At 65.5% G+C, this 24130-nt stretch carries 24 protein-coding genes; 15 read left to right on the plus strand and 9 right to left on the minus strand.

Going from position 1 to position 24130, the window contains the following annotated elements:
• The 3 genes from A3736_RS10440 to A3736_RS10450 all read left to right on the plus strand — a co-directional run.
• Positions 1-764 (plus strand): M24 family metallopeptidase (locus A3736_RS10440; RefSeq protein WP_156502083.1); only part of this gene is annotated, 764 nt, incomplete at its 5' end.
• Between the two features lie 74 nt (positions 765-838).
• On the plus strand, positions 839-1231 hold the full coding sequence (locus tag A3736_RS10445; protein ID WP_067682678.1) for a VOC family protein: 393 nt from the start codon (positions 839-841) through the stop codon (positions 1229-1231).
• Between the two features lie 60 nt (positions 1232-1291).
• Complete coding sequence (locus tag A3736_RS10450) at positions 1292-1996, plus strand: hypothetical protein (RefSeq protein WP_067682685.1); 705 nt, start codon at positions 1292-1294, stop codon at positions 1994-1996.
• A gap of 43 nt (positions 1997-2039) precedes the next feature.
• On the opposite strand, the gene A3736_RS10455 is transcribed toward A3736_RS10450, so the two are convergent.
• The gene (locus tag A3736_RS10455) at positions 2040-3566 is read right to left on the minus strand and encodes a helicase HerA-like domain-containing protein (protein WP_067682688.1); all 1527 of its coding nucleotides are present in this window, start codon (positions 3564-3566) and stop codon (positions 2040-2042) included.
• A 78-nt stretch (positions 3567-3644) separates the two neighbouring features.
• Here A3736_RS10455 and pabB point away from each other — a divergent pair, with 78 nt between their 5' ends.
• From pabB to A3736_RS10480, 5 genes are all read left to right on the plus strand, one after another.
• On the plus strand, positions 3645-5486 hold the full coding sequence (pabB, locus tag A3736_RS10460) for an aminodeoxychorismate synthase component I (protein WP_067682853.1): 1842 nt from the start codon (positions 3645-3647) through the stop codon (positions 5484-5486).
• Entirely contained in the window at positions 5483-6154 is a 672-nt protein-coding gene (locus tag A3736_RS10465) for an RluA family pseudouridine synthase (protein WP_067682691.1), read from the plus strand. The genes pabB and A3736_RS10465 overlap by 4 nt, the downstream gene beginning before the upstream one ends.
• Positions 6154-6558 carry an alternative ribosome rescue aminoacyl-tRNA hydrolase ArfB gene (gene arfB, locus A3736_RS10470; protein ID WP_067682694.1) on the plus strand — a complete coding sequence of 135 codons (405 nt, stop codon included), beginning with the start codon at positions 6154-6156 and terminating at the stop codon, positions 6556-6558. The genes A3736_RS10465 and arfB overlap by 1 nt, the downstream gene beginning before the upstream one ends.
• A 149-nt stretch (positions 6559-6707) precedes the next feature.
• The gene (gene rpmG, locus A3736_RS10475; RefSeq protein ID WP_067682697.1) at positions 6708-6875 is read left to right on the plus strand and encodes a 50S ribosomal protein L33; all 168 of its coding nucleotides are present in this window, start codon (positions 6708-6710) and stop codon (positions 6873-6875) included.
• A gap of 74 nt (positions 6876-6949) precedes the next feature.
• Positions 6950-7609 (plus strand): outer membrane lipoprotein carrier protein LolA, encoded by a 660-nt coding sequence (locus A3736_RS10480; protein WP_067682855.1) that lies wholly within the window; start codon positions 6950-6952, stop codon positions 7607-7609.
• A gap of 218 nt (positions 7610-7827) precedes the next feature.
• On the opposite strand, the gene A3736_RS10485 is transcribed toward A3736_RS10480, so the two are convergent.
• A complete protein-coding gene (locus A3736_RS10485) occupies positions 7828-9261 on the minus strand; it encodes an alkaline phosphatase (RefSeq protein ID WP_067682700.1) in 1434 nt (477 codons plus the stop codon).
• A 103-nt stretch (positions 9262-9364) separates the two neighbouring features.
• Here A3736_RS10485 and xth point away from each other — a divergent pair, with 103 nt between their 5' ends.
• A complete protein-coding gene (gene xth, locus A3736_RS10490) occupies positions 9365-10174 on the plus strand; it encodes an exodeoxyribonuclease III (protein WP_067682703.1) in 810 nt (269 codons plus the stop codon).
• A complete protein-coding gene (ribA, locus tag A3736_RS10495; protein WP_082851439.1) occupies positions 10123-11241 on the plus strand; it encodes a GTP cyclohydrolase II in 1119 nt (372 codons plus the stop codon). The genes xth and ribA overlap by 52 nt, the downstream gene beginning before the upstream one ends.
• Before the next feature lie 7 nt (positions 11242-11248).
• Here the strand turns inward: ribA and A3736_RS10500 are convergent, their stop codons facing one another.
• Together A3736_RS10500 and recQ are read right to left on the minus strand one after the other, a co-directional pair.
• Positions 11249-12184: a hypothetical protein gene (locus tag A3736_RS10500; protein ID WP_067682705.1), complete on the minus strand. Its 936-nt coding sequence runs from the start codon at positions 12182-12184 to the stop codon at positions 11249-11251.
• 64 nt (positions 12185-12248) lie between these two features.
• On the minus strand, positions 12249-14072 hold the full coding sequence (recQ, locus tag A3736_RS10505; protein ID WP_082851440.1) for a DNA helicase RecQ: 1824 nt from the start codon (positions 14070-14072) through the stop codon (positions 12249-12251).
• A gap of 155 nt (positions 14073-14227) precedes the next feature.
• On the opposite strand from recQ, the gene A3736_RS10510 reads away from it, so the two are divergent.
• The 5 genes from A3736_RS10510 to phhA are packed head-to-tail and all read left to right on the plus strand — an operon-like array spanning position 14228 to position 17927.
• Positions 14228-14569: a hypothetical protein gene (locus tag A3736_RS10510; protein ID WP_067682861.1), complete on the plus strand. Its 342-nt coding sequence runs from the start codon at positions 14228-14230 to the stop codon at positions 14567-14569.
• A gap of 4 nt (positions 14570-14573) precedes the next feature.
• Entirely contained in the window at positions 14574-14867 is a 294-nt protein-coding gene (locus tag A3736_RS17130) for a hypothetical protein (RefSeq protein ID WP_067682708.1), read from the plus strand.
• Between the two features lie 2 nt (positions 14868-14869).
• Complete coding sequence (locus tag A3736_RS10520) at positions 14870-16072, plus strand: acyl-CoA dehydrogenase family protein (protein WP_067682712.1); 1203 nt, start codon at positions 14870-14872, stop codon at positions 16070-16072.
• Positions 16073-16086: 14 nt separating this feature from the next.
• On the plus strand, positions 16087-16941 hold the full coding sequence (locus A3736_RS10525) for a MaoC family dehydratase N-terminal domain-containing protein (protein ID WP_067682714.1): 855 nt from the start codon (positions 16087-16089) through the stop codon (positions 16939-16941).
• A gap of 44 nt (positions 16942-16985) precedes the next feature.
• Complete coding sequence (gene phhA / locus A3736_RS10530; protein ID WP_067682717.1) at positions 16986-17927, plus strand: phenylalanine 4-monooxygenase; 942 nt, start codon at positions 16986-16988, stop codon at positions 17925-17927.
• 323 nt (positions 17928-18250) lie between these two features.
• On the opposite strand, the gene A3736_RS10535 is transcribed toward phhA, so the two are convergent.
• The 5 genes from A3736_RS10535 to A3736_RS10555 all read right to left on the minus strand — a co-directional run bounded on the left by A3736_RS10535 (position 18251) and on the right by A3736_RS10555 (position 24045).
• Positions 18251-18493, minus strand: a complete 243-nt coding sequence (locus A3736_RS10535) for a hypothetical protein (protein ID WP_067682720.1) — start codon at positions 18491-18493, stop codon at positions 18251-18253.
• Positions 18494-18568: 75 nt separating this feature from the next.
• Complete coding sequence (locus A3736_RS10540; protein WP_067682722.1) at positions 18569-18823, minus strand: GlsB/YeaQ/YmgE family stress response membrane protein; 255 nt, start codon at positions 18821-18823, stop codon at positions 18569-18571.
• Between the two features lie 148 nt (positions 18824-18971).
• Entirely contained in the window at positions 18972-19781 is an 810-nt protein-coding gene (locus tag A3736_RS10545) for an undecaprenyl-diphosphate phosphatase (protein WP_067682724.1), read from the minus strand.
• A 77-nt stretch (positions 19782-19858) separates the two neighbouring features.
• Positions 19859-22039, minus strand: a complete 2181-nt coding sequence (locus A3736_RS10550; RefSeq protein ID WP_067682727.1) for a M13 family metallopeptidase — start codon at positions 22037-22039, stop codon at positions 19859-19861.
• A gap of 158 nt (positions 22040-22197) precedes the next feature.
• Complete coding sequence (locus A3736_RS10555) at positions 22198-24045, minus strand: ABC transporter transmembrane domain-containing protein (protein WP_067682729.1); 1848 nt, start codon at positions 24043-24045, stop codon at positions 22198-22200.
• Between the last annotated feature and the right edge of the window lie 85 nt (positions 24046-24130).

Raw genomic sequence — 24130 nt, forward strand, 5'->3', positions numbered from 1 at the left:
GGATCGGGTCGGCGCTCCTCAAGGATACGAGCTTCGACACGATCAGCGCCGCCGCGGGCCACGCCGCGCTGCCGCATTACAAAGTGGATGAGGAAAGCAACATCACCATCCCGCCCGCCAGCATCTTCCTGTGCGATTCCGGCGGCCAGTATCGAGACGGGACGACCGACATCACGCGCACGGTCTGGATCGGAACGCCGGACGGTTCGGCCAAGCCGACGCCGGAAATGATCGACCGCAACACCCGCGTCCTCAAGGGCTATATCGAGCTCGAACTGGCGCGTTTCCCGGTGGGGACGAATGGCGGCCAGCTCGACACGCTCGCGCGCATGCACCTGTGGCAGGCGGGCGTCGATTACGGCCACGGCACCGGACACGGCGTCGGCAGCTTCCTCGCCGTGCACGAAGGGCCGCAGCGCATCTCGAAATCGGGCGGCGCCTTCCCAGGCACCGGAACCCCGCTTGCAGCAGGGATGATCCTTTCGAACGAGCCGGGCTATTACAAGCCGGGCGAATTCGGCATCCGCATCGAGAATCTGATCCTGACCGTCCCGGTCGAGATCGAGGGTGCCGAGGGCGACTGGCTGGGTTTCGAGACGCTGACTTTCGTGCCGCTCGACCGACGACTGATCGACACGGACATGCTCACGGAGCGGGAGCGGAATTGGGTCGACGGATACCACGCCAAGGTCCGCGCGCTGCTGGCGCCGCAACTGGACGGGGATGACCTCGCCTGGCTAGGGGCCGAAACCGCGCCGCTCTGATCAGGCTTGCCCTGCGCGTGTGTTCCTGCAATGTTCTCAAAGGCGGTCGCGAGTCGCTTTGAGGGAGAAGCACTATGCTGGGTTACGTGACTGTCGGCACCAACGATCTGGAGCGCGCGGCGGCATTCTATGACGCCATCGCCAAGGAAATGGGCGTCGGGCGGATGATGGAGTTTCCGACCTTCATCGCCTGGGGCGAAATGGACGGCGCGCCGGGGATTGCCGCGACGAAACCCTTCGATGGCGAAGCGGCGACGGTCGGCAATGGCATGATGGTGGCGCTGGAAGCCAAGGACACGGCGCAGGTCCATCGCCTGCACCAAATCGCGCTCGAAAACGGCGGCAGTGACGAAGGCGCCCCGGGCCCGCGCGGGGATGCGGACGAGAACGGGATGGTGTTCTACGCCAGCTATTTCCGCGATCCCGACGGCAACAAGCTGAACGCCTTCACCATGGCGAAAGCTTAGGCGGCATAGCTTTTGCGCATTGCAGGTGCCGATTGGGCGCCGATCGCAGGAGCTTGTCCGATGAAGCATTCGATCCTCACCCTGTCTCTCTCCGCGCTGGCGCTGGCCGGTGGCGGGGTCGCACTGGCCCAAGCCCAGACTCAGGCGCAGCCTCAACCTCAGGCGCGGTCTGTCGAGAGCGGCCAGCGCACGATCACGCTTGCCGCCATGCAGGAACGTGGGGCGCGGATGTTCGCGCGCATGGACGCGAACGGCGATGGCGTCCTCGACCAAGCCGACCGCGCGGCGCGCCAGGCCGATCGGTTCGCGAAACTGGATGCGAACGGCGATGGCGAGCTCTCGCGCGCCGAAATCCAGACCGCTCGCGAGGCGCGCGCGGAACAGCGCCGGGAACGCCGCGCCGCGCGGCAGGATACGCGCAAGACCGATCGCTTCGCCGCGCTCGACACCGATGCTAGCGGCGGCCTCTCGCAGGACGAATGGACCGCCGCGCGGGCGAAGCGCGCGGATCGGACCAGTGCCGAAACCCGCGCGCGTCCCGAGCGCAGGACCGCCATGCGCGGCCGGAAGATGGCACGCGGCATGATGCGCGGCGCCGATGCCGACGGAAACCGCGCCGTGACTCGCGCCGAGTTCGACGCCGCCTTGCAGCAGCGCTTCGCCCGGATGGATGCCGATGGCGACGGGAATGTGACCGCCGCCGAACGCAAGGCCGCGCGCGACGCGATGCGCGAGACCATGCGCCAGCGCCGCTCGCAGGGATAATCGTGTCGTCGCGTAAACGGGCGGGTTTGAAAGCCCGTCCGCTCTAGCGCATCAAGCCGCCGATGATGTTGCGCACGAAGGCGGTCGCGCCGGCGCGGATCGGGTCGGCGCTGGATTTCTTGCCCAGCACGCTCGCCACCACGACCGAGGAGAGCGAGCCCGCCGCCGCAGTCGCCGCGGCCTTGCCTGCCCTGCCCCAGAGCGAGGTCGACTTGCGCTCCCGCTTCGCGACCTCCTTGCGTCCCTTCTCTTCCACCTCTGCCGCCGTCGCGGCGGCATCGGCGGCCTTTTGCGCCAGCACCTCCTCCGCGCTCTCGCGGTCGACCGCCTCGTCATATTTTCCGTCGAGCGGGCTCACCGAATTGACGATCGCGCGCTCCTTCGCCGTGACCGGCGCGAGCCTCGAATGGGGCGGCGCGATCAGCGTGCGCTGGACCACGGTGGGCGCGCCATCCGCGTCGAGTGTCGAGACCAGCGCCTCGCCCACTTTCAATTCGGTGATCGCGCTTTCCACGTCGAGATCGGGATTGATGCGGAACGTCTCCGCCGCCGCCCGGATCGCGCGCTTATCACGCGGAGTGAAAGCCCTCAAAGCGTGCTGGACGCGATTGCCGAGCTGGCCCGCGATCTTTTCGGGGATGTCGATCGGGTTCTGCGTCACGAAATAGACGCCCACCCCCTTCGACCGGATCAGCCGCACGACCTGTTCGATCGCATCCTCCAGCGCGGGCGGGGCGTCGTCAAACAGGAGGTGCGCCTCGTCGAAGAAAAACACCAGCACCGGCTTTTCCGGGTCGCCCACCTCCGGCAGCGCCTCGAACAGCTCGGCGAGCAGCCAGAACAGGAAAGTGGCGTAGAGCTTCGGGCTGCGCATCAATTTGTCGGCGGAGAGCACGTTGATCGTGCCGCGCCCCTGTTCGTCCACCGACAGGAAATCCGCGATCTCCAGCGCCGGTTCGCCGAAGAACTGATCCGCCCCCTGCGCCTCGAAACTCAAGAGCTGGCGCTGGATCGCGCCGACGCTGGCCTTTGTGACGTTCCCGTAGCGCGCCGACAGATCCTTCGCGTTTTCCGCCGTATGCGCCAGCATCGCCTGGAGATCGCCGAGGTCGAGCAGCAGCAGCCCCTGTTCGTCGGCATGGCGGAAGACGATCTGCAACACGCCTTCCTGGGTGTCGTTCAGATCGAGCAGGCGCGCGAGCAATAACGGCCCCATCTCGCTGACCGTGGTGCGGATCGGGAAACCCTGTTCCCCGAACAGGTCCCAGAAGACCGCCGCATTGTCGCGATAAGCGAGCGGGCCGATCCCCAGCTCCTCCGCGCGCGCCTCCAGCTTGTCGGCGTGCTTGAACGAAGGACTGCCCGCCATCGCGATGCCCGATAGATCGCCCTTCACATCCGCGAGAAACACCGGCACGCCGCGCGCCGAGAAGCTTTCGGCAAGGCCCTGCAACGTCACGGTCTTGCCCGTGCCGGTGGCACCCGCGATCAGGCCGTGGCGATTGGCGCGGTCGAGGCGCAGCACCTGGCGCGATCCATCGCCGCCCAGTCCGAGGAAGATATCGTCCATGACACGAAGGTTTCGCCGCGCGCCGCGCGCGGGTCAAGCGTCTCGACAGGACAGCGCACCTTGCTAAAGGACAGCGCGATGACTGCGCGCCCACCCATGGTCCTGCTCGACTCCATGACGAGAGGGGGCGTGCAAGCCGATCCCGTGGCAGACGCGCTGCTTTACGAAAGCCCCCACCGGGTCTTCGTCGCGCGCACACCCGACATGGTCGAAAATGCGTTGGTGGAGGCGGATGCCGCGCGGATCGCTACCGGAAAATCGCTGGCGGGCTATATCGCGTACGAAGCGGGCCTTGCGCTCGAACCGCGCCTGGCGCCACTTGCCGCCGCGCGCAGCGGAGGCGCCGGACCGCTCGTCTGGCTCGGCCTGTTCGACGATCCGCGCCGTATCCCGGCGGGCGAGGTCGCCGGTTTTCTGGCCGAGCGCGCCGATGACGAAGGCGATGCAGGCCGCGCCGGCATCGGTCCGCTCGACCCGCAGATTTCTCCGGGCGCCTACGAACAGGCCTTCGCCGACCTGCAGGACGCGATCCGGGCGGGCGATATCTATCAGGCCAACCTCACCTTCCCCTTGGCGGGCGGGTTCACCGGCGATCCCCTGGCGCTTTACGCCGCGCTGCGCCCGGCGGCGCAAGCGGCGTATGGCGGGCTGGTATTCGACGGCGCGCACTGGCTGCTCAGCCTCTCGCCCGAGCTCTTCGTTGCTCTGAAGGACGCGGAGGCCCGGACCAAGCCGATGAAGGGCACGCGCCCGCGCGGGGCCGACGCGGACAAAGATGCCGCAATGCGCGAGGAGCTGGCGGAGTCCGAAAAGGACAAGGCCGAGAATCTGATGATCGTCGACCTGTTGCGGAACGACCTCGCACGGGTGGCGGAGCCGGGCAGCGTGCGCGTGGACAAGGCCTTCGCCATCGAAACCTATCCCACCGTGCACCAGATGGTGAGCACGGTGCGCGCTCGGCTTGCCCCGGAAAAGGGGGCGATGGATCTCGTGCGCGCGCTCTTCCCCTGCGGATCGATCACCGGCGCGCCGAAAATCCGCGCGATGGAATTGATCGACGCGGTCGAGCGCGATGCGCGCGGACCCTATTGCGGCGCGATCGGGCGGATCGATGCAGACGGAAACGCGGCCTTCAACGTCGCGATCCGGACGCTGCGCCTGACCGAGATCGAGAACGGGCGCGGCAAGGCAGTGCTGGGTGTGGGCGGCGCGATCGTGGCGGATAGCGACAGCCAGGTCGAATGGCGCGAGGCGGTGCTGAAAGGCGGATTCGCCCGCGCCTCTTCGTCCGAGCTGACCGCGCCGAATTTCGACCTTCTCGAAACCATGCTGTTCACCCCCGACAGGGGCGTTGCGCTGCTCGAACTTCATCTCGAACGCGCGAAGGAAAGCGCGCGCGTACTGGGCCTGTCCTTCGACCGGCACGAGGCGAGAAACCAGATCCAGGCGCTCACCTTCGATCTCGACGCGCCGCACAAGGTGCGTCTCAGGATCGCGCGCGGTGGAGCGATCGCGCTGGAGGCGGGCCCGGTGCCGCATCAGCCGGACCATCCGGCGCGCTGCATTCTGCTGCCCCTGCCCGTCGATCCGGGCGACTGGCGGCTGCGCCACAAGACATCCGATCGCGGCTTTTACGAAGACGCCCGCGTCGTCGCGCTCGACATGGGCGCGGACGAAGCGCTGTTCCTGCGCGACGATGGGCAAGTGACCGAAGGCTCTATCGCCAACCTCTTCGTGGAGCGGGACGGCATCCTGCTGACCCCGCCGCTCTCGCTCGGCCTGCTGCCCGGCGTGTTGCGGCGCTCGCTGATCGAACAAAGCCGGGCGAAGGAAACCGAACTGACAGTGGCGGACCTCGCAGGCGGGTTCTGGCTCGGCAATGCGGTGCGCGGATTATGGCGAGCGGAATTGACCGAATGACACAGATACGAATCCTCTACGAAGACGGCGAAGCGCTCGTCATCGACAAGCCCTCCGGGCTTCCGATCGAGCGCCCCCGGCGCGGCGGCAAAAGCCTCGACGATCATCTCGACGGGCTAAAGCTCGGCTTCCAGCGCCTGCCGCTGCCGGTCCACCGGCTCGATACCGACACCAGCGGCTGCCTACTGCTCGCGCGCAATCCCAAGGCGCACAAGCGCTTCGCCCGCGCTTTCGAAGATAGGCTGGTCCAGAAGCGCTATCTCGGCGTGCTTGCCGGAATCCCGCAAGGCGAGGAGGGCACGATCGAGCTGTCGCTGTCCAAGATCAGCAGCGCGGAAAAGGGCTGGCGGATGATCGCGGCGAAAAAGGGCAAGCCGTCGGTCACGCTCTGGCGGGTGCTCACCGTGCAGGACGGGCGCGCTCTGATCGAATTCCGGCCGGAAACCGGGCGCACGCACCAGATCCGTATTCACTGCGAGGCAGGTCTGGGCCTGCCGCTGCTCGGCGATCCGGTCTATGGGAACGGTGCGACCAAGGGCGCGGCGCCGCGCACCATGCTCCACGCAGCCGGGCTGACGGTCTTGCGCGAAGGCAAGACTCCGATCGAAGCAGTCGCGCCGCTTCCGGCGGATTTCGCTGCGCTCGGATTTGCCGACAGCGGATCGTAATGGGCAAGATCGCCGACCGCGCGCTGGAGATTGCCGAGGAGAAGTTCATCGCCTCCTCCGGCCCCGGCGGGCAAAACGTCAACAAGGTGGCGACGGCGGTGCAATTGCGAGTCGACGTGTTCCGAATCGGCCTGCCGCCGGACGCCTTCGAGCGGCTGAAGGACATCGCGGGCAGCAAGCTGACCAAGAACGGCGAAATCGTCCTCACCGCCAACGAATACCGCACGCAGGACCAGAACCGCGAAGCCGCGCGAGAGAGGCTGACCATGCTGCTGCGCGAGGCGCTGACGCCGCCCAAGCGCCGCGCCAAGAGCCGGGTCAACCGGGTAGGCAAGGTGAAACGCCTGAAAGCCAAGAAGGAACGCGGCGCGGTCAAGGCAAACCGGGGCAAGGTGGATTGGTAGCAGGACCGCCGGTTCGCACCCGCCCGCTTGACTTTTCCCTGGGAATCACCCAATGGCCCCGGCCTGACCGGCGGCGTTGCGGCGTCGCCCTTTGTTTTTGGCCTGTCGGAAAATCCGAACGGCCCCATCGAAAGTTTTAGGAACACGCCATGGCGAAGCCTGCCACCGTCAAGATCAAGCTCGTCTCGACCGCCGATACGGGCTTCTACTACGTGACGAAGAAGAACCCGCGCAACATCACGGAAAAGATGACCTTCCGCAAATACGATCCCGTCGCGCGCAAGCACGTCGAGTTCAAGGAAGCGAAGATCAAGTAAGCGCGTATTTCGATGAACGGGGGGAACGCCTCCAGTTCAGTGGTGGTTCAATGCTCCGACCCTATCAACGGAGCATGACCCAAGTGCATTCGAAAACGAAACAGCTTGCCGCCGCCCTGACGCTTGCCGTCGGCGCCGCGGTTCCTCTCGCCATGATCGCCGCTCCGGCCCCCGCAGTCGCGGCTGCCGGCGATCTCGACAAGGCGGTGGCCGCCCTGCGCGGCATATCGACCATGAAGGCGAATTTCACGCAGACCGACCGGTCCGGCCAGACCATGGCGGGCCAGCTGACGCTGAAGCGGCCCGGCAAGATCCGCTTCGATTACGGCAAGAGCGCGCCGATGCTCGTCGTCTCGAACGGCAAGAGCCTCTATCTGGTCGATTACGACGTCAAACAGGTCGAACGCTGGCCGATCAGCAGTTCGCCGCTGGGCGCCCTGCTCGATCCCAGTCGCGACGTGAAGCGGTACGGCAAACTGGTTCCGACCAGCCATTCGGGTGTCGTCAGCGTCGAAGTGCGCGATCCCAAACGCCCTGAATTCGGCGTCATCACGCTGATCTTCCAGCGCGACGCGGCCTCGCCCGGCGGCTTGAAGCTGACGCACTGGGTTGCGCTCGATGCACAGAACAACCGCACCACCGTTCGGCTGAGCAATCACCGCTACGGCATGTCGGTGGCGGACAGCGCATTCACCTTTTCCGACCCGCGCAAATCGTCCCGTCGGCCCCGGTAAACGGATGGGCGATGGACCGGCCTTCCGGTGCGTCCACCGGATGGCGAATGTTCATCCTTCAGCAAGCCCGACAGGCCTAAAACTTAATTCACAGGACGGATGAAGACGGGTTCCCCCCTGTTGCCCAGATCTTCACAGATGTCCGTTCTGTCCAAGCGTGACGAACGCAAGAAGGAACCCTCGTGCCAATGCCCCCGGCACGAGGGTTTTTTGTTGGATTATTCCCAGCCAAACGCTTTGCGGATGATGTCGTAGATCCGGTTCTGTTCGATCACGCCGCGTGCGCGCTCGGCACCGGGGCCCTGGGCGTAGAGGGCGACATCCTCGCCGCCATGGGTTTCCGATCCCATCGGCACGAGCGCCTGCTGGCGGGCCATCACGCCCGTTTCGGGAACGCCACGCTCGCCCTTCACCGCACCGGGACCGTTCGCGTAGCCGAGCGTGGTGTAGGGCTTGCCGTCCGATGCCAGCGAGGGGCCATCGCCCGTATCGCCATCCTCCCCGCCGCCTTCGGGCGGGTGGACGAGGCCGAGGATGTCGTTCCCGCGCCGGGGATAGCCCGCAATGGTGAAGACGTGGCTGTGATCGGCAGTCACCATGATCAGCGTTTCTTCCGGATCGGTGTTGTCGATCGCGTATTGGATCGCACGCGCGAATTCGACCGCCTCTTCAAGCGCATAGCCCGCCTGGCCCGCATGGTGGCCGTGATCGATTCGCCCGCCTTCGACCATCAGGTAATACCCCTGCGGATCGGACCGGAGCCGTGCGATCGCCGTGGCGGTCAGATCGGTCAGGGTCGGCTCGGTCGTATCCGGCTTGCGATCGACCATGTAGGTCATGTGGCTTGGCGAAAAGAGGCCGAGCACGGGGCGGTTCGCGGGCGCGGCGGCCAGTTCGTCCGCCGTGCGCACATAGCTGCCGCCGGTGCGCGCCGCCCAGTCGCGCGGCAGGTCGCCATCTGCCGCCATGCGCTGGCCGCTTCCGTCCGCGCCGAAGAACGCTGCGCGCCCGCCGCCCAGCGCCAGATCGAAATCGCTCTCGACCAATTGCAGCGCGATATCGCGGCACATCTGGCCGCGTTGGCCTTCGGGAATGCCGATATCGGCTTCCCAATTGCGATCGACGCTGCGGGCATAGACCGAAGCGGGCGTCGCATGGGTGATCCGCGCGGTGCTGACGATCCCGAGTGCGAGTCCCCGCCGCTTCACTTCTTCGCCCAGCAGCGGCAGTTCATGCCCCCGCCCGCTGGCGCAATCGCCGGTGATGGCTTCCGGCCCCATGCCGAGCATGCCGATCTTGGTCTTCACGCCCGAATGCATCGCCGTGGCGGTGCCCGCGCTATCGGGGGTCTGCGCGTTGGTGTTGTAAGTCTTTACCAGCGCGACATTCTCGAAATTTTCGAACGGGAGCACATGCTCCTCGCCCGATTTGCCGAGCTTCTGCCCTGCGTAGATGCGCGCGGCGGTGATCGTGGAAATCCCCATCCCGTCACCGATGAAGAGAATGACGTTCTTTGCCTTGGCCTCCGTCTGCGCCGGAGCCACCGGAGAGGCCGACGCGACGGGAGCCGTCGACCCTTGCGTGGTGGCGCACGCCCCCAGAGCCAACGTGAAAACGCAAGCGGCCAGCGCGGTTTTGCGGCGAAACGCCATCCTCAATCTCCTCACACCTGTATGGCTTCGCCCTAGGTGACATTCGCGTGTGGCGAAACGGTGAAACTTGCCCCCCGCGCGGCGTATGCCTAAGTCGCGCCCCATGGCCTCCCCGAACCTCTCCGTCGCGACCTGGAACATCAACTCGGTGCGCCTGCGCATACCGATCGTCGAACGTTTCCTGACCGAGCAGGCACCCGACGTGCTCTGCCTGCAGGAGATCAAGTGCCAGGAGGACCAGTTCCCCTACGAAGCGTTCCGCGCCCTCGGTTACGAGCATTTCGCCGTGCACGGCCAGAAGGGCTACCACGGCGTCGCCACAGTGGCGAAAGTGCCGATCCGCGATTTTTCCAAGCATGACTGGCAGGACAATGGCGAAGCGCGCCATATCGGGGTGGAATTGACCGATCCCGCACATCAGGGGATGATCGTCGAAAACGTCTACGTGCCTGCGGGCGGAGACATTCCCGATCGCGAGCAGAATGTGAAATTCGGCCAGAAGCTCGACTTCTTCGAGCGGATGACGCGCTGGGCCGATACGGTCGACCGCCCCACGCTGATCGTGGGCGATTTCAACGTCGCCCCGCTCGAAAGCGACGTCTGGAGCCACAAGCAATTGCTGAAGGTGGTCAGCCACACGCCCGTAGAGGTCGAGACGCTGCAACGCTTCATGGACGCACATGGCTGGGCCGATATCGGGCGCCAGCATATCGCCGCGCCGGAACGCTATTACAGCTGGTGGAGCTATCGTTCGAAGGACTGGAAGGTGAACGATCGCGGGCGCCGGCTCGACCATATGTGGGCGAGCCCCGAATTGGCCGCGCAGAGCGTGGGCCATCACGTCCACGAAAACGCTCGCGATTGGGAAAAGCCGAGCGATCACGTGCCCCTCGTCACGGAATTCGCGCTCTGAGCGAGGCCGCCCCTTCTCCGCGTCGCGCGGCGCAGGGCGTCGATGCGCTGCGCCATGGCTGGCCGATCCATCTGGACGGCGGGCCGGTCCTGCAGCCGATCGAGACCTGTTACGACGATGCGATCGCGTCCGAAACGCTGCTGATTTCCGCCAGCCGCGCCGGTACTCTGAAACTCGCCAATCAGCGCGACGCGGCCATTCCCGGCGAGCCGGTGCTGCTGCGCGGGGCCGAGCGGTTCTCGCGTGATGCCGCGCTGGCGGTGGCGGATCCCGCGCTCGATCTGGCGCATCCGATGAAGGGGCCGTTCAAGGCGCTGCCGCATGACGATTGGGCGGACCAGGCCCGCGCCGCGCTGGACCTGGCGCGGATCGCAGGCATCCTTCCCGCCTTTCTGGTCGCGCCCGAAGGGGCAGAGCCGCCGGTCGCGCTGACGCTGGCCGATGCGCGCGCCTATGCCGATCCCGCGAATCTCATCGTCGCCTCGCGCGCGCGCCTGCCCGTCGAAGCGTTCGAGAATGCGGAGATCGTCGCCTTTCGCAGCCCCGCCGATACGCGGGAGCATGTCGCGCTGATCCTCGGCCAGCGACGATCCGACACGCCGCCGCTGGTGCGCCTGCATTCGGAATGCCTGACCGGCGACGTCCTCGGCAGCCTCAAATGCGATTGCGGCCCGCAACTGGACGCCGCGCTCCATGCGATGGCGGACGAGGCGAAGGGCCGGGGCTGGGGGGTATTGCTCTATATGCGGCAGGAAGGGCGCGGGATCGGCCTCGTCAACAAATTGCGGGCCTATGCCCTGCAGGATCAGGGCCACGACACGGTGGACGCGAACACCCGCCTGGGCCTCCCCGACGAAGCGCGCGATTTCCCGACCGCCGCGCGCATCCTCGGTCTGCTGCGTGTGCCGAGCATCCGCCTGATGACCAACAATCCTGCGAAGGTCGCGGCGCTGGAAGCCGAGGGCGTGACGGTCACCGAACGCGTCCCCCACGCCCTACCCGACAATCCGCACAACGCCCGCTACCTCGCGACCAAGCGCGACCGGGCGGGGCATCTGCTGCCGTAATTCGCGCCTACCGCCGCTCGAACGGCTTCAGGCCCGCTCCCAATTCGTTGTTCGCGATCGACAGGCGGTCGCCCGTCCAGTCGGCGATGAAGGCCGGGCTGCGCCTCAGGTCGGGGACGAGGCGCGCGTCATTGTCCGATATGACCAGCCCGTCGGACAAGTAATTCCCTTCTTCCGCGCCCACCGCGATGAAGGCGGACCAGTTCTCCTTGTCGCGCCCCTGGACGAACCAGTTGCGCACGATCCGGCCATTGCCGCCATTGGGCAGGTCGATCATGTAATTGGTGCCGCGCCCATTCGCATCGTCGAAGCTGGAATCCTCCACGATCGTGCGCGCCGCGCGGCTCTTCACGTAATGCCCGCCCGTGCCCGCTTCGAAACGGCTGCGCGTGACGGCAGTCTCGCCGATCTCGCCGGTATAGATCGAATGCGCGCAGCCCCCATCGCCCTCGCAGGTGCCGAGGCGGGTGAAGGTCGATTTGTCGATGCGCAGGCGGATGTCCGGATCGTGCGCGGTGAGGATGCCCTGCTCGCTGTCGCGGAACCAGCTTTGCGTGACGGCCAGCTCTCCGCTTTCGAGGCGAATGCCTGCCCCGTTGCGATCGGGCACGGCGATGTGGGAGAAGACCAGGCCGATCACCGTCGCACTGTCGCCGCCGAGCACGAGCGCGCCCTTGCCCTCGCAGGCGACCCCCGAAAGCGCGGATTTGCCCGGCTGCGATGCGCGGTAGGTTATCCGGCCGGCGCGCTGGACTGCACATTCGTTATAGGTGCCGGGCGCGAACACGACCGTGCCCTCGCCCCCGCCGATCGCATCGACCGCGTCCTGTAGCGAGGCATAGCCACGCCCTGTCTCGGCAACGGTAAAAGGCGCGCTTTGCTGGGCGGAGAGCGGGAGGGTGGAGGCCGCGAGCGCAGCGACGAGGAGAGAGCGCGTTTTCATAAGCGCGATCCTAGCGCGCTCCCCCTTACCGGCACCATAATTTCGGCAGGCGTATCAGTTCGCATCAGTTCGCGAGAACGCAGCGCAGGAAACGCTCTCCATACGCTTCCAGCTTCTTGGCGCCCACGCCGCCGATCTGGCCGAGCCGCGCAAGCGTGTCGGGCCGGGCCAGCGCCATTTCGCGCAAGGTGGAATCGTGGAAAATGACATAGGGCGGCACGCCCGCCTCCTCGGCCAGTTCCTTGCGCAGGGCCCGCAGCGCTTCGAACAAGGGATTGCCGACCGGATTGGGCGTGCCATCGCCGCCGCGCCGGCCCGAGCGGCGTTGGCGCTTCGGCGGCACCACGATCGCGACCTCGCGCTCTCCCTTGAGGATTTCGCGCGCGCCCGTGCCCAGCGCCAGCCCGCCGTGATCGTTTGCAACGAGGTGGCCATGAGCCTGCAAGGCGCGTGCAACCGGCTTCAGGAGCACCGCCTCCTCGCCGGAGACGATCCCGAACACGGAAAGGTTGTCGTGCCCGCGCTGGCGGATGCGATCGTCGGGCGATCCGGTGAGCACTTTCGTCAGATGCCCCATCCCGAAGCTCTGTCCGGTGCGATAGACGGCGGACAGGAGCTTGCGCGCCAGTTCGGTCGCATCGGTGACGCCGGGCGCGTCGAGGCAATTGTCGCAATTGCCGCATTTTTCGGGCGGGTCCTCGCCGAAATGCCGCAGCAGGATCGCGCGGCGGCATTGCGCGGTTTCGACGAGGCCCGCCAGCGCGTCCAACCGCTGGCGTTCGGCCACGCGGCGATCCTCGGGCACTTCTTCCAGCCGGGCGCGCGCGGTCGCGAAATCGCTCGCGCCCCACAGCATCACCGCGCCCGCCGGATCGCCGTCACGCCCCGCGCGGCCGGTTTCCTGATAATAGGCCTCGATCGATTTCGGCACGCCGACATGGGCGACGAAGCGCACGTCGGGCTTGTCGATCCCCATGCCGAACGCGATCGTGGCGACGATCACCATATCCTCGCTCGCGACGAAGCGCGCCTGATTGTCCGCGCGCTCCTCCGCCGGAAGCCCGGCGTGATAGGGCAGGACGGGGCGTCCGGTCGCGCTGGCGAGCTTTTCGGCGATGTCCTCCACCTTGCGACGCGTGGGCGCATAGACGATGCCCGGGCCGGGGCGATCCTGCATGATACCGGCGATCTGGCGCACCGGATTGTCGCGCGGCGTGATCGCATAGCGGATATTGGGCCGGTCGAACCCGGCGAGGACGAGCCCGTCTTCCGGGATACCCAGCTGCGCCATCACGTCCGCGCGAGTCTGCCGGTCGGCAGTGGCGGTCAGCGCCAGGCGCGGGACGTCCGGAAAGGCGTCCATCATCGGGCGCAGCATGCGATAATCGGGGCGGAAATCGTGGCCCCATTCGCTGACGCAATGCGCCTCGTCCACCGCGAACAGGCACAGCGGCGCGGCGCTCAACAGTTCGCGAAAATGCGGCTGGCTGGCGCGTTCGGGCGCGACGTAAAGCAGGTCCAGATCGCCCGCGCGGAACGCATCCTGCGTCTCGCGCCAGTCCGCATCGGCGCTGGTGAGCGTGGCGGCGCGGATCCCGTTGGCGCGCGCGCTGCGCAATTGATCGTGCATCAGCGCGATCAGCGGGCTGACGACCACGCAGGTGCCCCGCAGCATGGTAGCGGGCAATTGATAGGTCAAAGACTTGCCCGCGCCCGTGGGCATCACCGCCAGCGTCGATCGGCCCGCCAGCACGCGTTCGACCACCGCAGCCTGTTTCCCGCGAAAATCGTCGAATCCGAAGGTGCGGCGCAGTTCGGCGCGCGCTTCGTCGAGCTTCCTGTCCAGCGCATCCGTGCTGGGGCGATCCGGGGCGAGAAGGTCGTCCATCGGCCCCGCCCTGCCAGAGATCGCCGCACGCGCGAAGGGCCGAGCGGGTCTTTTCGGCCATTTTCCCCTTGCCCCCGCTGCGCCGGGAGGGCTTAACCCCAGACAGCCCTGGTATCGCGGCGCATCGCCCGATGCCCGATTTTTTGGAGACAGAAATGAAGTTCCGCACGCCCGCCCGCAAATACGCTCTGGTCGCCACCGTCATCGCCGCCCCGCTCGCGCTTGCCGCCTGCAGCGATTCGGACGATGCGGCTTATGAAACCGATACCGAAACGGTCGAGATCGAAGCCAACGAAGCGCTCGAGAACGTCGATGCCATGCCGGTCGAGGACCCCCAAGCCTCCATGCCCGATCCCGTGGTCCCCAGCACAACTCAGACCGTCGATCCCGAAGCTGCCGCCGCCGCCGAGGCCGCGCGTCAGCAGACCCTGCAGGATGAAGGCGACGATGCCGCCGCCACCGCCGCTGCGGCGATGGATGCGATGAACGAGGAGTAAGTCGATGCACGGCGCGCTCGCCCTCCTTGCACTCGGAACGGTCCTCGTCTCCGCCTGCAGCCCGTCGGACAACGATCCGGGCCCCGGCGGCGTGACGGTGGGCGAAGCGCGCGCGCTCGACGAAGCGGCGGAAATGATAGAGCAGCGCCGCATTCCCGCCGACGTGCTGGCCGAAGAGGAGCTGGCAAGCGAAAGCGCGGCCAGCGAAGGCACGGCCAGCGAAGGCACGGCGGGCGAAAATGCGGTGGGCGCAACCGCTGGAAACGAACCGAATACGGGCCAGAATACGGGAGAATAAGAATGAACGCACCGGCCACCAAACCCGCCCCCGCCCGCAATCCGGGCATGGATGCGGACACTTTCGCCCAGTTTCACGAACAGCTCGAACGCTATGTGCGCGAACGGCTGATCCCGGCGGAAAAGGACGTGATCGAGAACGATCGCGTGCCCGACGATATTCTCGATGAAATGAAGGACATGGGCCTGTTCGGCCTCTCCGTGCCCGAAGATCACGGCGGTGCCGGGCTGAACATGACGCAATACGCCAAGATCGTGAAGACGATGAGCTATGCCGCGCCCGCCTTCCGCTCGATCTTCTCGATCAATATCGGGATGTTCAATTCCGCCTTGAAGAATGGCGGGACCGAGGCCCAGCAGAACGAATGGTGGCCGCGCATCGCGGGCGGGGAAATCGCCTGCTTCGGCCTGACCGAGCCCGGCTCGGGATCCGATTCGGCAGCGATGGCGACCACGGCGAAGCCCGATCCCGACGGGAATGGCTGGATCCTCAACGGATCGAAACGCTACATCACCAATGCGCCCCACGCCGATGTCGCGCTGATCATGGCGCGTACCGAAAAGGATGCGTTGCCCAAGAACGCACATGTCAGCGCCTTCATCGTGCCCATGGACACGCCCGGCGTTTCCGTGGGCAGCCCGGACAAGAAGATGGGCCAGGCCGGATCGCATATCGCCGACGTGATGCTCGACGACGTGCATGTTCCGGGCGATGCGCTGCTTGGCGGAGAGACCGGCCAGGGTTTCCGCTTCGCGATGATGAGCCTCGACAACGGGCGCATCTCGGTGGGCGCGGCCAGCACGGGCTATGCGCGCCGCGCGCTCGATTCCGCGCTTCGCTACGCCAATGAACGCAAGGCGTTTGGCGAGCCGATCGCGAATTTCCAGCTGATCCAGCAGATGCTCGCCGAAAGCGAGACGGAGATCTACGCCGCAGAATGCATGATGGCGGACGTGACCGCGCGCGCCGATGCGGGCGAAAGCACGATCAAGCAGGCCGCCGCCTTCAAGGTGTTCGCATCCGAAATGTGCGGCCGCGTGGTCGATCGGGTGGTGCAGATCTATGGCGGGGCGGGCTATCTAGCGGAATACGATGCCGAACGCTTCTTCCGCGATGCGCGCATCTACCGCATCTACGAAGGCACGACGCAGATCCTGCAATTGCAGATCGCCAAGCATATGCTGCGCGAATACGCGGCGTTGTAATGCGCGGCTGAGCGGTGAGGGATTTTTCCGACTGGATCGGGCGCGAGCAGCGTTCGTCCGACCGGCTCGACACAGCGCTCGCGGCGCGCTGGTGTGCCACCTTCGATCGCGATGCACCTTTGGACGAGGCGATGCCGCAGGGGATCCATTTTTGCCTCTGCACGCCCGAGGCGCGCACGGCGCAATTGGGCGAGGATGGGCACCCCGCGCGCGACGACAGCCCGGCGAGCTTCCTTCCCCCCATCCCGCTTGCGCGCCGGATGTGGGCGGGCAGCGCGATCCGCTTCCATGCGCCGCTGGCGGTTGGCGCAACGGTTGAGCGCGTGAGCCGCATCGCCTCCATCACCGATAAATCCGGCAGCCGCGGGCAGATGGTATTCGTGGAGGTCGAGCATGAAACTTCAGCGGACGGCCTGCTGGCGGTCAGCGAGACACAGACGCTGGTCTACCTCGAAGCGCTGGCGGGCGACGCGCCGCTTTCGCCGCCCGAATCTGGCTCCGACAGCTTCGATCCGGGCGATTGGGACGCGCACCGCGCAATACGGCCCGATCCGCGCCTGCTGTTCCGCTATTCCGCGCTCACCTTCAACACGCACCGCATCCATTACGACGCGCCCTATGCGCGCGATGTCGAGCGGTATCGCGGCCTGGTGGTGCACGGCCCGCTGACCGCCAGCCTGCTGTTGCAGCTTGCCGCCGAACTATGCGGCGAGAACCGATTGGCGAGTTTCCGCTTTCGTGGGCTCAGCCCAGCCATTGCTGGCGAGCCGCTGCATCTGGTCATGCGCGCGCAAGGCGGTGCCATTGAACTGGCGGCCTTCGCCCAGGATGGGCGGCAGATCACGCAGGCGAGTGCCGAGATCGCCTGACGCAGGATTTGGCATTCGCCGTGCGAACGCTTACATCGATTGCCATGGCTACACTTGCTGAACCCCCGCAGGATTTCACCTCGCTTCCCGAAATGCCCGAAGGGGTGTTTACCGCGCCGCTGAAGCGGCCCGAGCATCTGGGTGAGGACTGGCTGGAACCCAAGCAGACCGAATACGATTCGGGCGACGATGCGATCTGGAACGATCTGTTCGCGCGCCAGATGGAGGTGTTGCCGGGCCGCGCGGCGAGCGCGTTCATGCAGGGTCTTGAAAAGCTCGACCTCGGTCGGGGCGGCGTGCCCGATTTCGGCGATCTGAGCGCGGAACTGGACACGCTGACGGGGTGGAGCGTGGTGCCGGTCCCGATGCTGATCCCCGACCACATCTTCTTCTGGCATCTGGCCAATCGGCGCTTCCCTGCGGGCAATTTCATCCGCACGCGCGAGACGTTCGATTATATTCAGGAACCCGACGTCTTCCATGACGTGTTCGGCCATGTCCCGATGCTCACCGATCCGATCTTCGCCGATTACATGCAGGAATACGGCAAGGCCGGCTGGAAGGCGATGCGCCACAACCGGTTGAAGGCACTGGGCTCGCTGTATTGGTATACGGTCGAATTCGGCCTGTTGCAGGAAGCGCCCGGCGATATCCGCGCCTATGGGGCGGGCATCCTCTCGGGGCCGACCGAAGTGATTTACGCGGTGGAGGCCGAGAGCCCCAACCGCATCATGCTCAACGTCGATCGCGTCATGCGCACCGACTATGTGATCGACGATCTGCAGCCGACCTATTTCGTGATCGACAGCTTCGAGGATCTCTACCACCAGACGGTGGAGCGCGATTTCGACCGGTTGTACCGCAATCTCGATCCCGGCTTCACTTACGCCAACACCGCCGTGATCGACGTGGACGACGTGCTGCATCAGGGCACGCTGGAATACACGCTGAGAGGCGGACGAGGGAGCGGCGCGAAGGCTGTCTAGTTTGCGAACCGGCCTCCGCCGGTTCGTCCTCGGTGCTGATCCTCCCTTTGGTCGGGCACCTGCGGGGCGGCCGCGTGGCCTTGCGGTCCGCTAGTCGCGGACCGAGCCTGAACTCCGCAGCAAGAATAGAAATATCCCGGCCACATCTGTCGGCTTGATCGCGGAGCTCGGACCCGAAGGGTCCGCAAGGGCGACCGCCCGCCCGCAGCGCCGTGAGGCGCGAGGACATCGCGCGCCGGATGGCGTGCGGAGAACAAAAAACGCAAAACAAAAAAGGCTCCGGATCGCTCCGGAGCCTTTCTCGTCATTTCGGAAAACCGGACTTACGGGGTGTCCATATCGTCGGCGGTTTCTTCCATCTGCTCTTCCATGGCATCGGTCTGGTCGTCCATGGCATCGGCCTGCTCATCGGTGATCTCACCCGAGGCTTCCATGTCGTTGACCATCGCGTCGCGATTGTCTTCCATGGTTTCGGCCTGATCTTCCATGGCGTTTTCCTGCGGGCTGTCGCAGGCGGCGACGCTCAGACCGAGCGCGGCGATGGATGCAATAGCAATCTTTTTCATTTCTCTTCCCCTTGTTGATGGAGCCATCGGCCTAGCGGCCTGAGCTCCGTTTGGTAAGCTTCGAAGGATAATTTTCTACCCGGCGACGCGCTGTCGCGCCACATCCGCGATACCGATCGCTACGACCGCGCCGATCACGGCCCACAACAGATCGTAGGCGCCGATCCCGGCGAGAAGGTTGGCATTGCCGAGCACGGCGCTTGCCACGAGCGCGCCGACGATGCCGGCACCCGCCATCGTAAGAATCGCGCCGCGATCTTCGCGTCTCAACAAGATGGAGCCGAGCCAGCCGAGAACGGCACCGACGACGACCAGAATGATGAGACCCATGACAGGTAATCCGAGTTGCTTATGGGTAGCTCAAGCGCCGCTGAACGGATCGGTTCCCGATTACGGCAGGATTTTGGCGGCAAAGCCGCTTTCATTTCCGGACTGTGGCGAAAAGACCACTCCTCGCACCGCCATTTTTGCCCCCGGTTCAGGCGATCCCGAAAAACCACACTGCAACCAGCCCAAGCGCGATACGATACCATGCAAAGGGCGAGAAGCCGTGCTTGGACACGTATGCGACGAAAGCGCGGATAACTGCCAGCGCCACCAGGAAGGCGGCGAGGAAGCCCAGCGCGATTTCACTCCATCCGATAGCCGCCTCGCCTGCCAAAAGGGCCGGTTCGTCGAGGATCTTGACCGTAGCTGCGCCCAGCATGGTCGGCACGGCGAGGAAGAAGCTGAATTCTGCAGCCGTCTTGCGTCCCACACCCATGGCTAGAGCGCCCATAATGGTCGCTGCCGAGCGGCTGGTACCGGGCACCATCGCGAGACACTGGACGAGGCCGATCGTGAGGCAGGATTTCCACGAGAGGGCTGCCACCCCGTGATCGGGGCGGGCGGGAATGATCTTTTCCAGTACCAGGATCGCAATCCCGCCCACGATCAGCGCTCCTGCCACCACCAGCGGACTTTCCAGCATCACATCGATTGCATCTTTCGCGAGCAGACCGATCACCGCGGCGGGCAGAAATCCCAGGAGAATATTGCGCACGAAACGCACCGACTGCGCTTCTCCCCGAAGAAGGCCGGTGCCCATCGACCAGAACAGCGACCAATAGCTCACCACGACCGCCAGGATCGCGCCAAGCTGGATCACGATGTTGAATTGCCGCCACTGAGCCGGATCGTAACCGAAAAACCCCTGCGCCAGAATCAGATGCCCGGTCGATGATACGGGCAGGAACTCGGTCAGACCTTCGAGGATGCCGAGCAGGATAGCGGTTAGGGTGGTGGACATTAATGCCCCCAAGACAAAAGGGGGCGGCAAGTCAAGCGACCTGCCGCCCCCTTGGACGCTCTATGCGACCAGCGCGATCAGAAGATCGTGATGCGCTGTTCGGGCGGCAGATACATTTCGTCTTCCGGAGTCACGTTGAAGGCGTCGTACCACGCGTCCATGTTACGCACGACGCCGTTGACGCGGAATTCCTCCGGGCTGTGCGGATCGGTGCGCAGGCGCTGGCGGGCCGCATCCTCGCGCTGCTGCGAACGCCATACCTGCGCCCAGGCGAGGAAGAAGCGCTGATCGCCGGTCAGCCCGTCGATCACCTTGTCCTCTTCGCCGTTCAGATGCAGCTTGTAGGCGCGATAGGCGAGCGCCAGGCCGCCGAGATCGCCGATATTCTCGCCCAGCGTCAGGCGCCCGTTCACGCAGGTTTCCCCATCGTCGAGCGGGCAGAACGAATTATACTGTTCGACCAGCGCATTGCCGCGCGCATCGAAGGCTTCGCGATCGGCATCGGTCCACCAATTGCGCAGCATGCCCGTGCCGTCGGACTTCGAACCCTGATCGTCGAAACCATGGCCGATTTCGTGCCCGATCACGCCGCCGATCCCGCCGTAATTCACCGCCGGATCGGCCGTGATGCCGAAGAACGGCTGCTGCAGGATGCCCGCCGGGAAGACGATCTCGTTCTTGGTCGGGTTGTAATAGGCGTTCACCGTCTGCGGCAGCATGCCCCATTCGGTGCGGTCGATCGGCCCGCCGAGCTTGGACAGCATATCGTCATACTGCCACTGCGCCGCCGCCATGCGGTTGGCGAGCGGGCCGTCGGCATCGATCGCCAGCGTGTCGTATGTCTCCAGCTCGTCACGATAGCCGATCTTGGGATCGAAGGCATCGAGCTTGGCCATGGCTTCCTTTTTGGTCGCCGGGCTCATCCACTCGATATCGTCGATGCTCTGGGCGACCGCCTTGCGCAGATTCGCGACCAGATCGACCATCGCGGCCTTGTTCTCGGCCGGGAAATACCGCTCGACATAGGACGCGCCGACCAGCTCGCCGAGCAGGCCTTCGGTCTCGTCGATCGAACGCTTCCAGCGCGGGCGCTGTTCGGGCGTGCCGTTCAATGTGGTGCCGTAAAAGGCGAACTGCGCGTTATCGAGCGCGCTCGGCAGCACCGCCGCGTTCGAATTGAGGAAGCCCTTTACCGTCCAGGCCTGCAACACGTCCAGCGGAGTCGCCTGGACGAGCGCCATCATCGCGGGCGTGCCGCCGCCGATCTTGGCAAGCGTCGCTTCGTCGAGGCCGAGTTCCTGCGCGCGCGCATCGCTCGGCGGCAAGTCGGAGACGATGAAGCGATCCGTGTCGGCGAAGCCCGACGTGGTCAGCATCGCGTCGATCGGAAAATCGCCTGCCATGCTGCGCAGTTCGGCAGGCGTCAGCGCGTTGTAGGTTAGATCCCGATTGCGGCGCGTGGCACGGTCCCAGGTGACGGTGCGCGCGATCTGGTCTTCGAAATCATAGACCTGCTGCGCCATCGCAGCGGCGTTTTGGTATCCAGCCTGTTCGTACAGGAAGGTCAGATAGTCGCGATATTTGGCCTGGATATCCTGGCCCTTCTCGCTGGTGTCGAGGTAATAGTCGCGGTCGGGAAGGCCGAGCCCTCCCGAGCCGAGATAGACCGAATAGCGCGTCGGCTCCTTCGCATCGACCGAGACATAGCCGCCGAGCGGGCTGGAATAGCCGGGCTTGGACCACAGCGTCACCAATTCAGCCAGATCGTCCGTCCCGCGGATCGCGTCGAGATAGGGCTGCGCCGGGGCAAGGCCGGCGGCATCGATCGCAGCATTGTCGTTATAGGCGTTATAGGCGGCCACAATTCTGCGCTCGTCGGCAGACAGGCTGGCAGCATCGCGCGAGACCAGCTCATCGACGAGAGTCTTCACGTCGCTGGTCGATTTCTCGCGCAGCAGGTTGAACGCGCCGAAGCGGCTGTATTCCGGAGGCAGCGGGTTGGCATCGAGCCATTTCTGATTGGCGTAGGCGAAGAAGTCGTCACCCGGATCGATCGAGGGTGACAGGGTTTCCGGATCGAAGCCCCAGGTGCCGAAGCTCATGGTCGGCGTCGCGACGGCGGCGCTGGAGGCTTCGCCGTCTTCAACGTGGAAGGCTTCATGAACGCCCTCCATCTCATGCGCGTCCTGCGCGGCGGCGGGCACGGTAAGGGTCAGTGCTAGGACACTGGCTCCGGCGGAAAGAATATGGCGGATCATATAGGCGACTCCCAAGAATGCGGACGAAATGTCCCGAAGGTCACCCGGACGGGTGAAGCGCCCCCGGTGCGACCCGTCAACGCCGTTCGTCGGAACGTAAGCTAGCTTGATAGAATGGCGCGGCTGAAAGCGGCCTGAACCGCCGGTTCCGCCGCCGATCAGGCGCTCTCCAGCCCGAACTGGAGCGAGGCGAGCCGGGCATAGAGCCCTTCGCCGGCAGAAAGCTGCGCATGCGTGCCCTGCTCCACGATTGCGCCGTCTTCCATCACCACGATCCGGTCCGCCGCGCGCACGGTGGCGAGGCGGTGGGCGATGACGAGCGTGGTGCGCTCTTTCATCAGGCGCTCCAGCGCGTCCTGCACCAATCGTTCGCTTTCCGCATCGAGCGCGCTGGTCGCCTCGTCCAAGAGCAGGATCGGCGCATCGCGCAGCAAGGCACGCGCGATGGCGAGCCGTTGCTGTTGGCCGCCCGACAGGCGCGTACCGTTTTCGCCCAGATACGTGTCGAGGCCGTTTGGCAATCGTTCGAGGAATTCGGCCGCATTGGCCGCGCGCGCCGCGTCCCAGATCTGATCGTCGCTCGCCGCCCAGTTTCCGTAACGCAGATTGTCGCGCGCATCGGCGCTGAACAGCACCCCGTCCTGCGGGACCATGGCGATGCGGTCGCGGATGTCGGCGGGGTCGGCGCTGGTCAGCGCAATCCCGTCGATCCGCACCGTGCCCGCCTGCGGATCGTAGAATCGCTCGGCCAGCTGGAAGATGGTCGATTTGCCCGCTCCGGATGGCCCGACGATGGCGACGGTTTCGCCAGGTTCGACTTCGAGGCTGAAATCCTTGAGCGCGGCGACATCGGGCCGGGTCGGATAGCGGAAAGTGACGTTGCGGAAGGACAGGCTGCCGCGCGGGGGCACGGGCAGCGGTTGCGGGCGCGCGGGCGGCGCGATGTCGGGCGTCTCCTCCAGCAATTCGCCCAACCGGCTCGCCGCGCCCGCACCGCGCAGCAGATCGCCATATACCTCGGTCAGCGCGCCGAACGCGCCCGCGACCAGCCCGGCGGTAAGGACGAAGGCGGCGATGGTGCCGCCGGTTATCGTCCCTTCGCTGACCGCCGTGGCCCCGCGCCAGACCAGCAGGGTGATCCCGCCGAAGACGAACAGGATCACGATCGCGGTCATCGCCGCGCGGATCGCGATGCGCCGCCGCGCCACGCCGAACGTACGCTCCACCGCCGCCTGGAAGCGATCCGCCTCGCGCGTTTCCTGGTTGAAGCCCTGTACGATCTTCATAGCCGACAGCACTTCGGTCACCATCGCGCCGATATCGGCCACCCGATCCTGACTGGTGCGGCTCACTTTGCGAAGGCGGCGTCCGAAATAGGTGATCGGCACCACGATGGCGGGAATGATGAGGACGAGCCCGACGGTCAGGCCGGGGACGAGATAGAACAGATAGATCGTACCGCCGATCGCCATCAGCAGATTGCGCAGCGCCACGGAGACGGTGGTGCCCACAACCTGTTCGATCAGCGCGGTATCGCTGGTCATGCGGCTGGAGATTTCCTTGGGCGAGTTCTCCTCGTAAAAGGCGGGCGCGAGGCGCAGCAGGTTGCGATGGACCCGCAGGCGGATGTCCGCGACCACCCGCTCGCCCAGCCAGCTGACGAAATAGAACCGCATCGCCGTGCCCGCCGCGAGCACCGCCACGATCATCAGCAGATAGCGAAACCAGCGCCCGATATCCTGCGTATCCCCGCCGCCCGCGAAACCGCGATCGATCACCATCTTGAACCCGGCAGGGATCGCCAGCGTGGCCGCCGCCGTGATTACCAGAGCAAGGCCCGCCAGCGCCAGATAGCCGGGATAGTTCGCAACCGCGGCATAGACGATGCGCAGCGGCTTGAGCGATCGCGCCTCGCCTGCCTCACCCGCGGTTTCGCCTCTGTCTTCCCTGCGCGCACGGCGACCGAAACGGCGTTTGCGGGGCATTTCTCGCAGGGGTTCGTCCATGGCATTCCACCTAGGGCGGCGCGCGGCGAAAATCCACTCGCCAAGGATAGCTTAACCCGCCTTTTGCGCATTGTGCGTTGCACAC

Origin of the sequence: Erythrobacter sp. HI0063, assembly GCF_001635685.1 — a bacterium.
Classification (GTDB): domain Bacteria; phylum Pseudomonadota; class Alphaproteobacteria; order Sphingomonadales; family Sphingomonadaceae; genus Qipengyuania.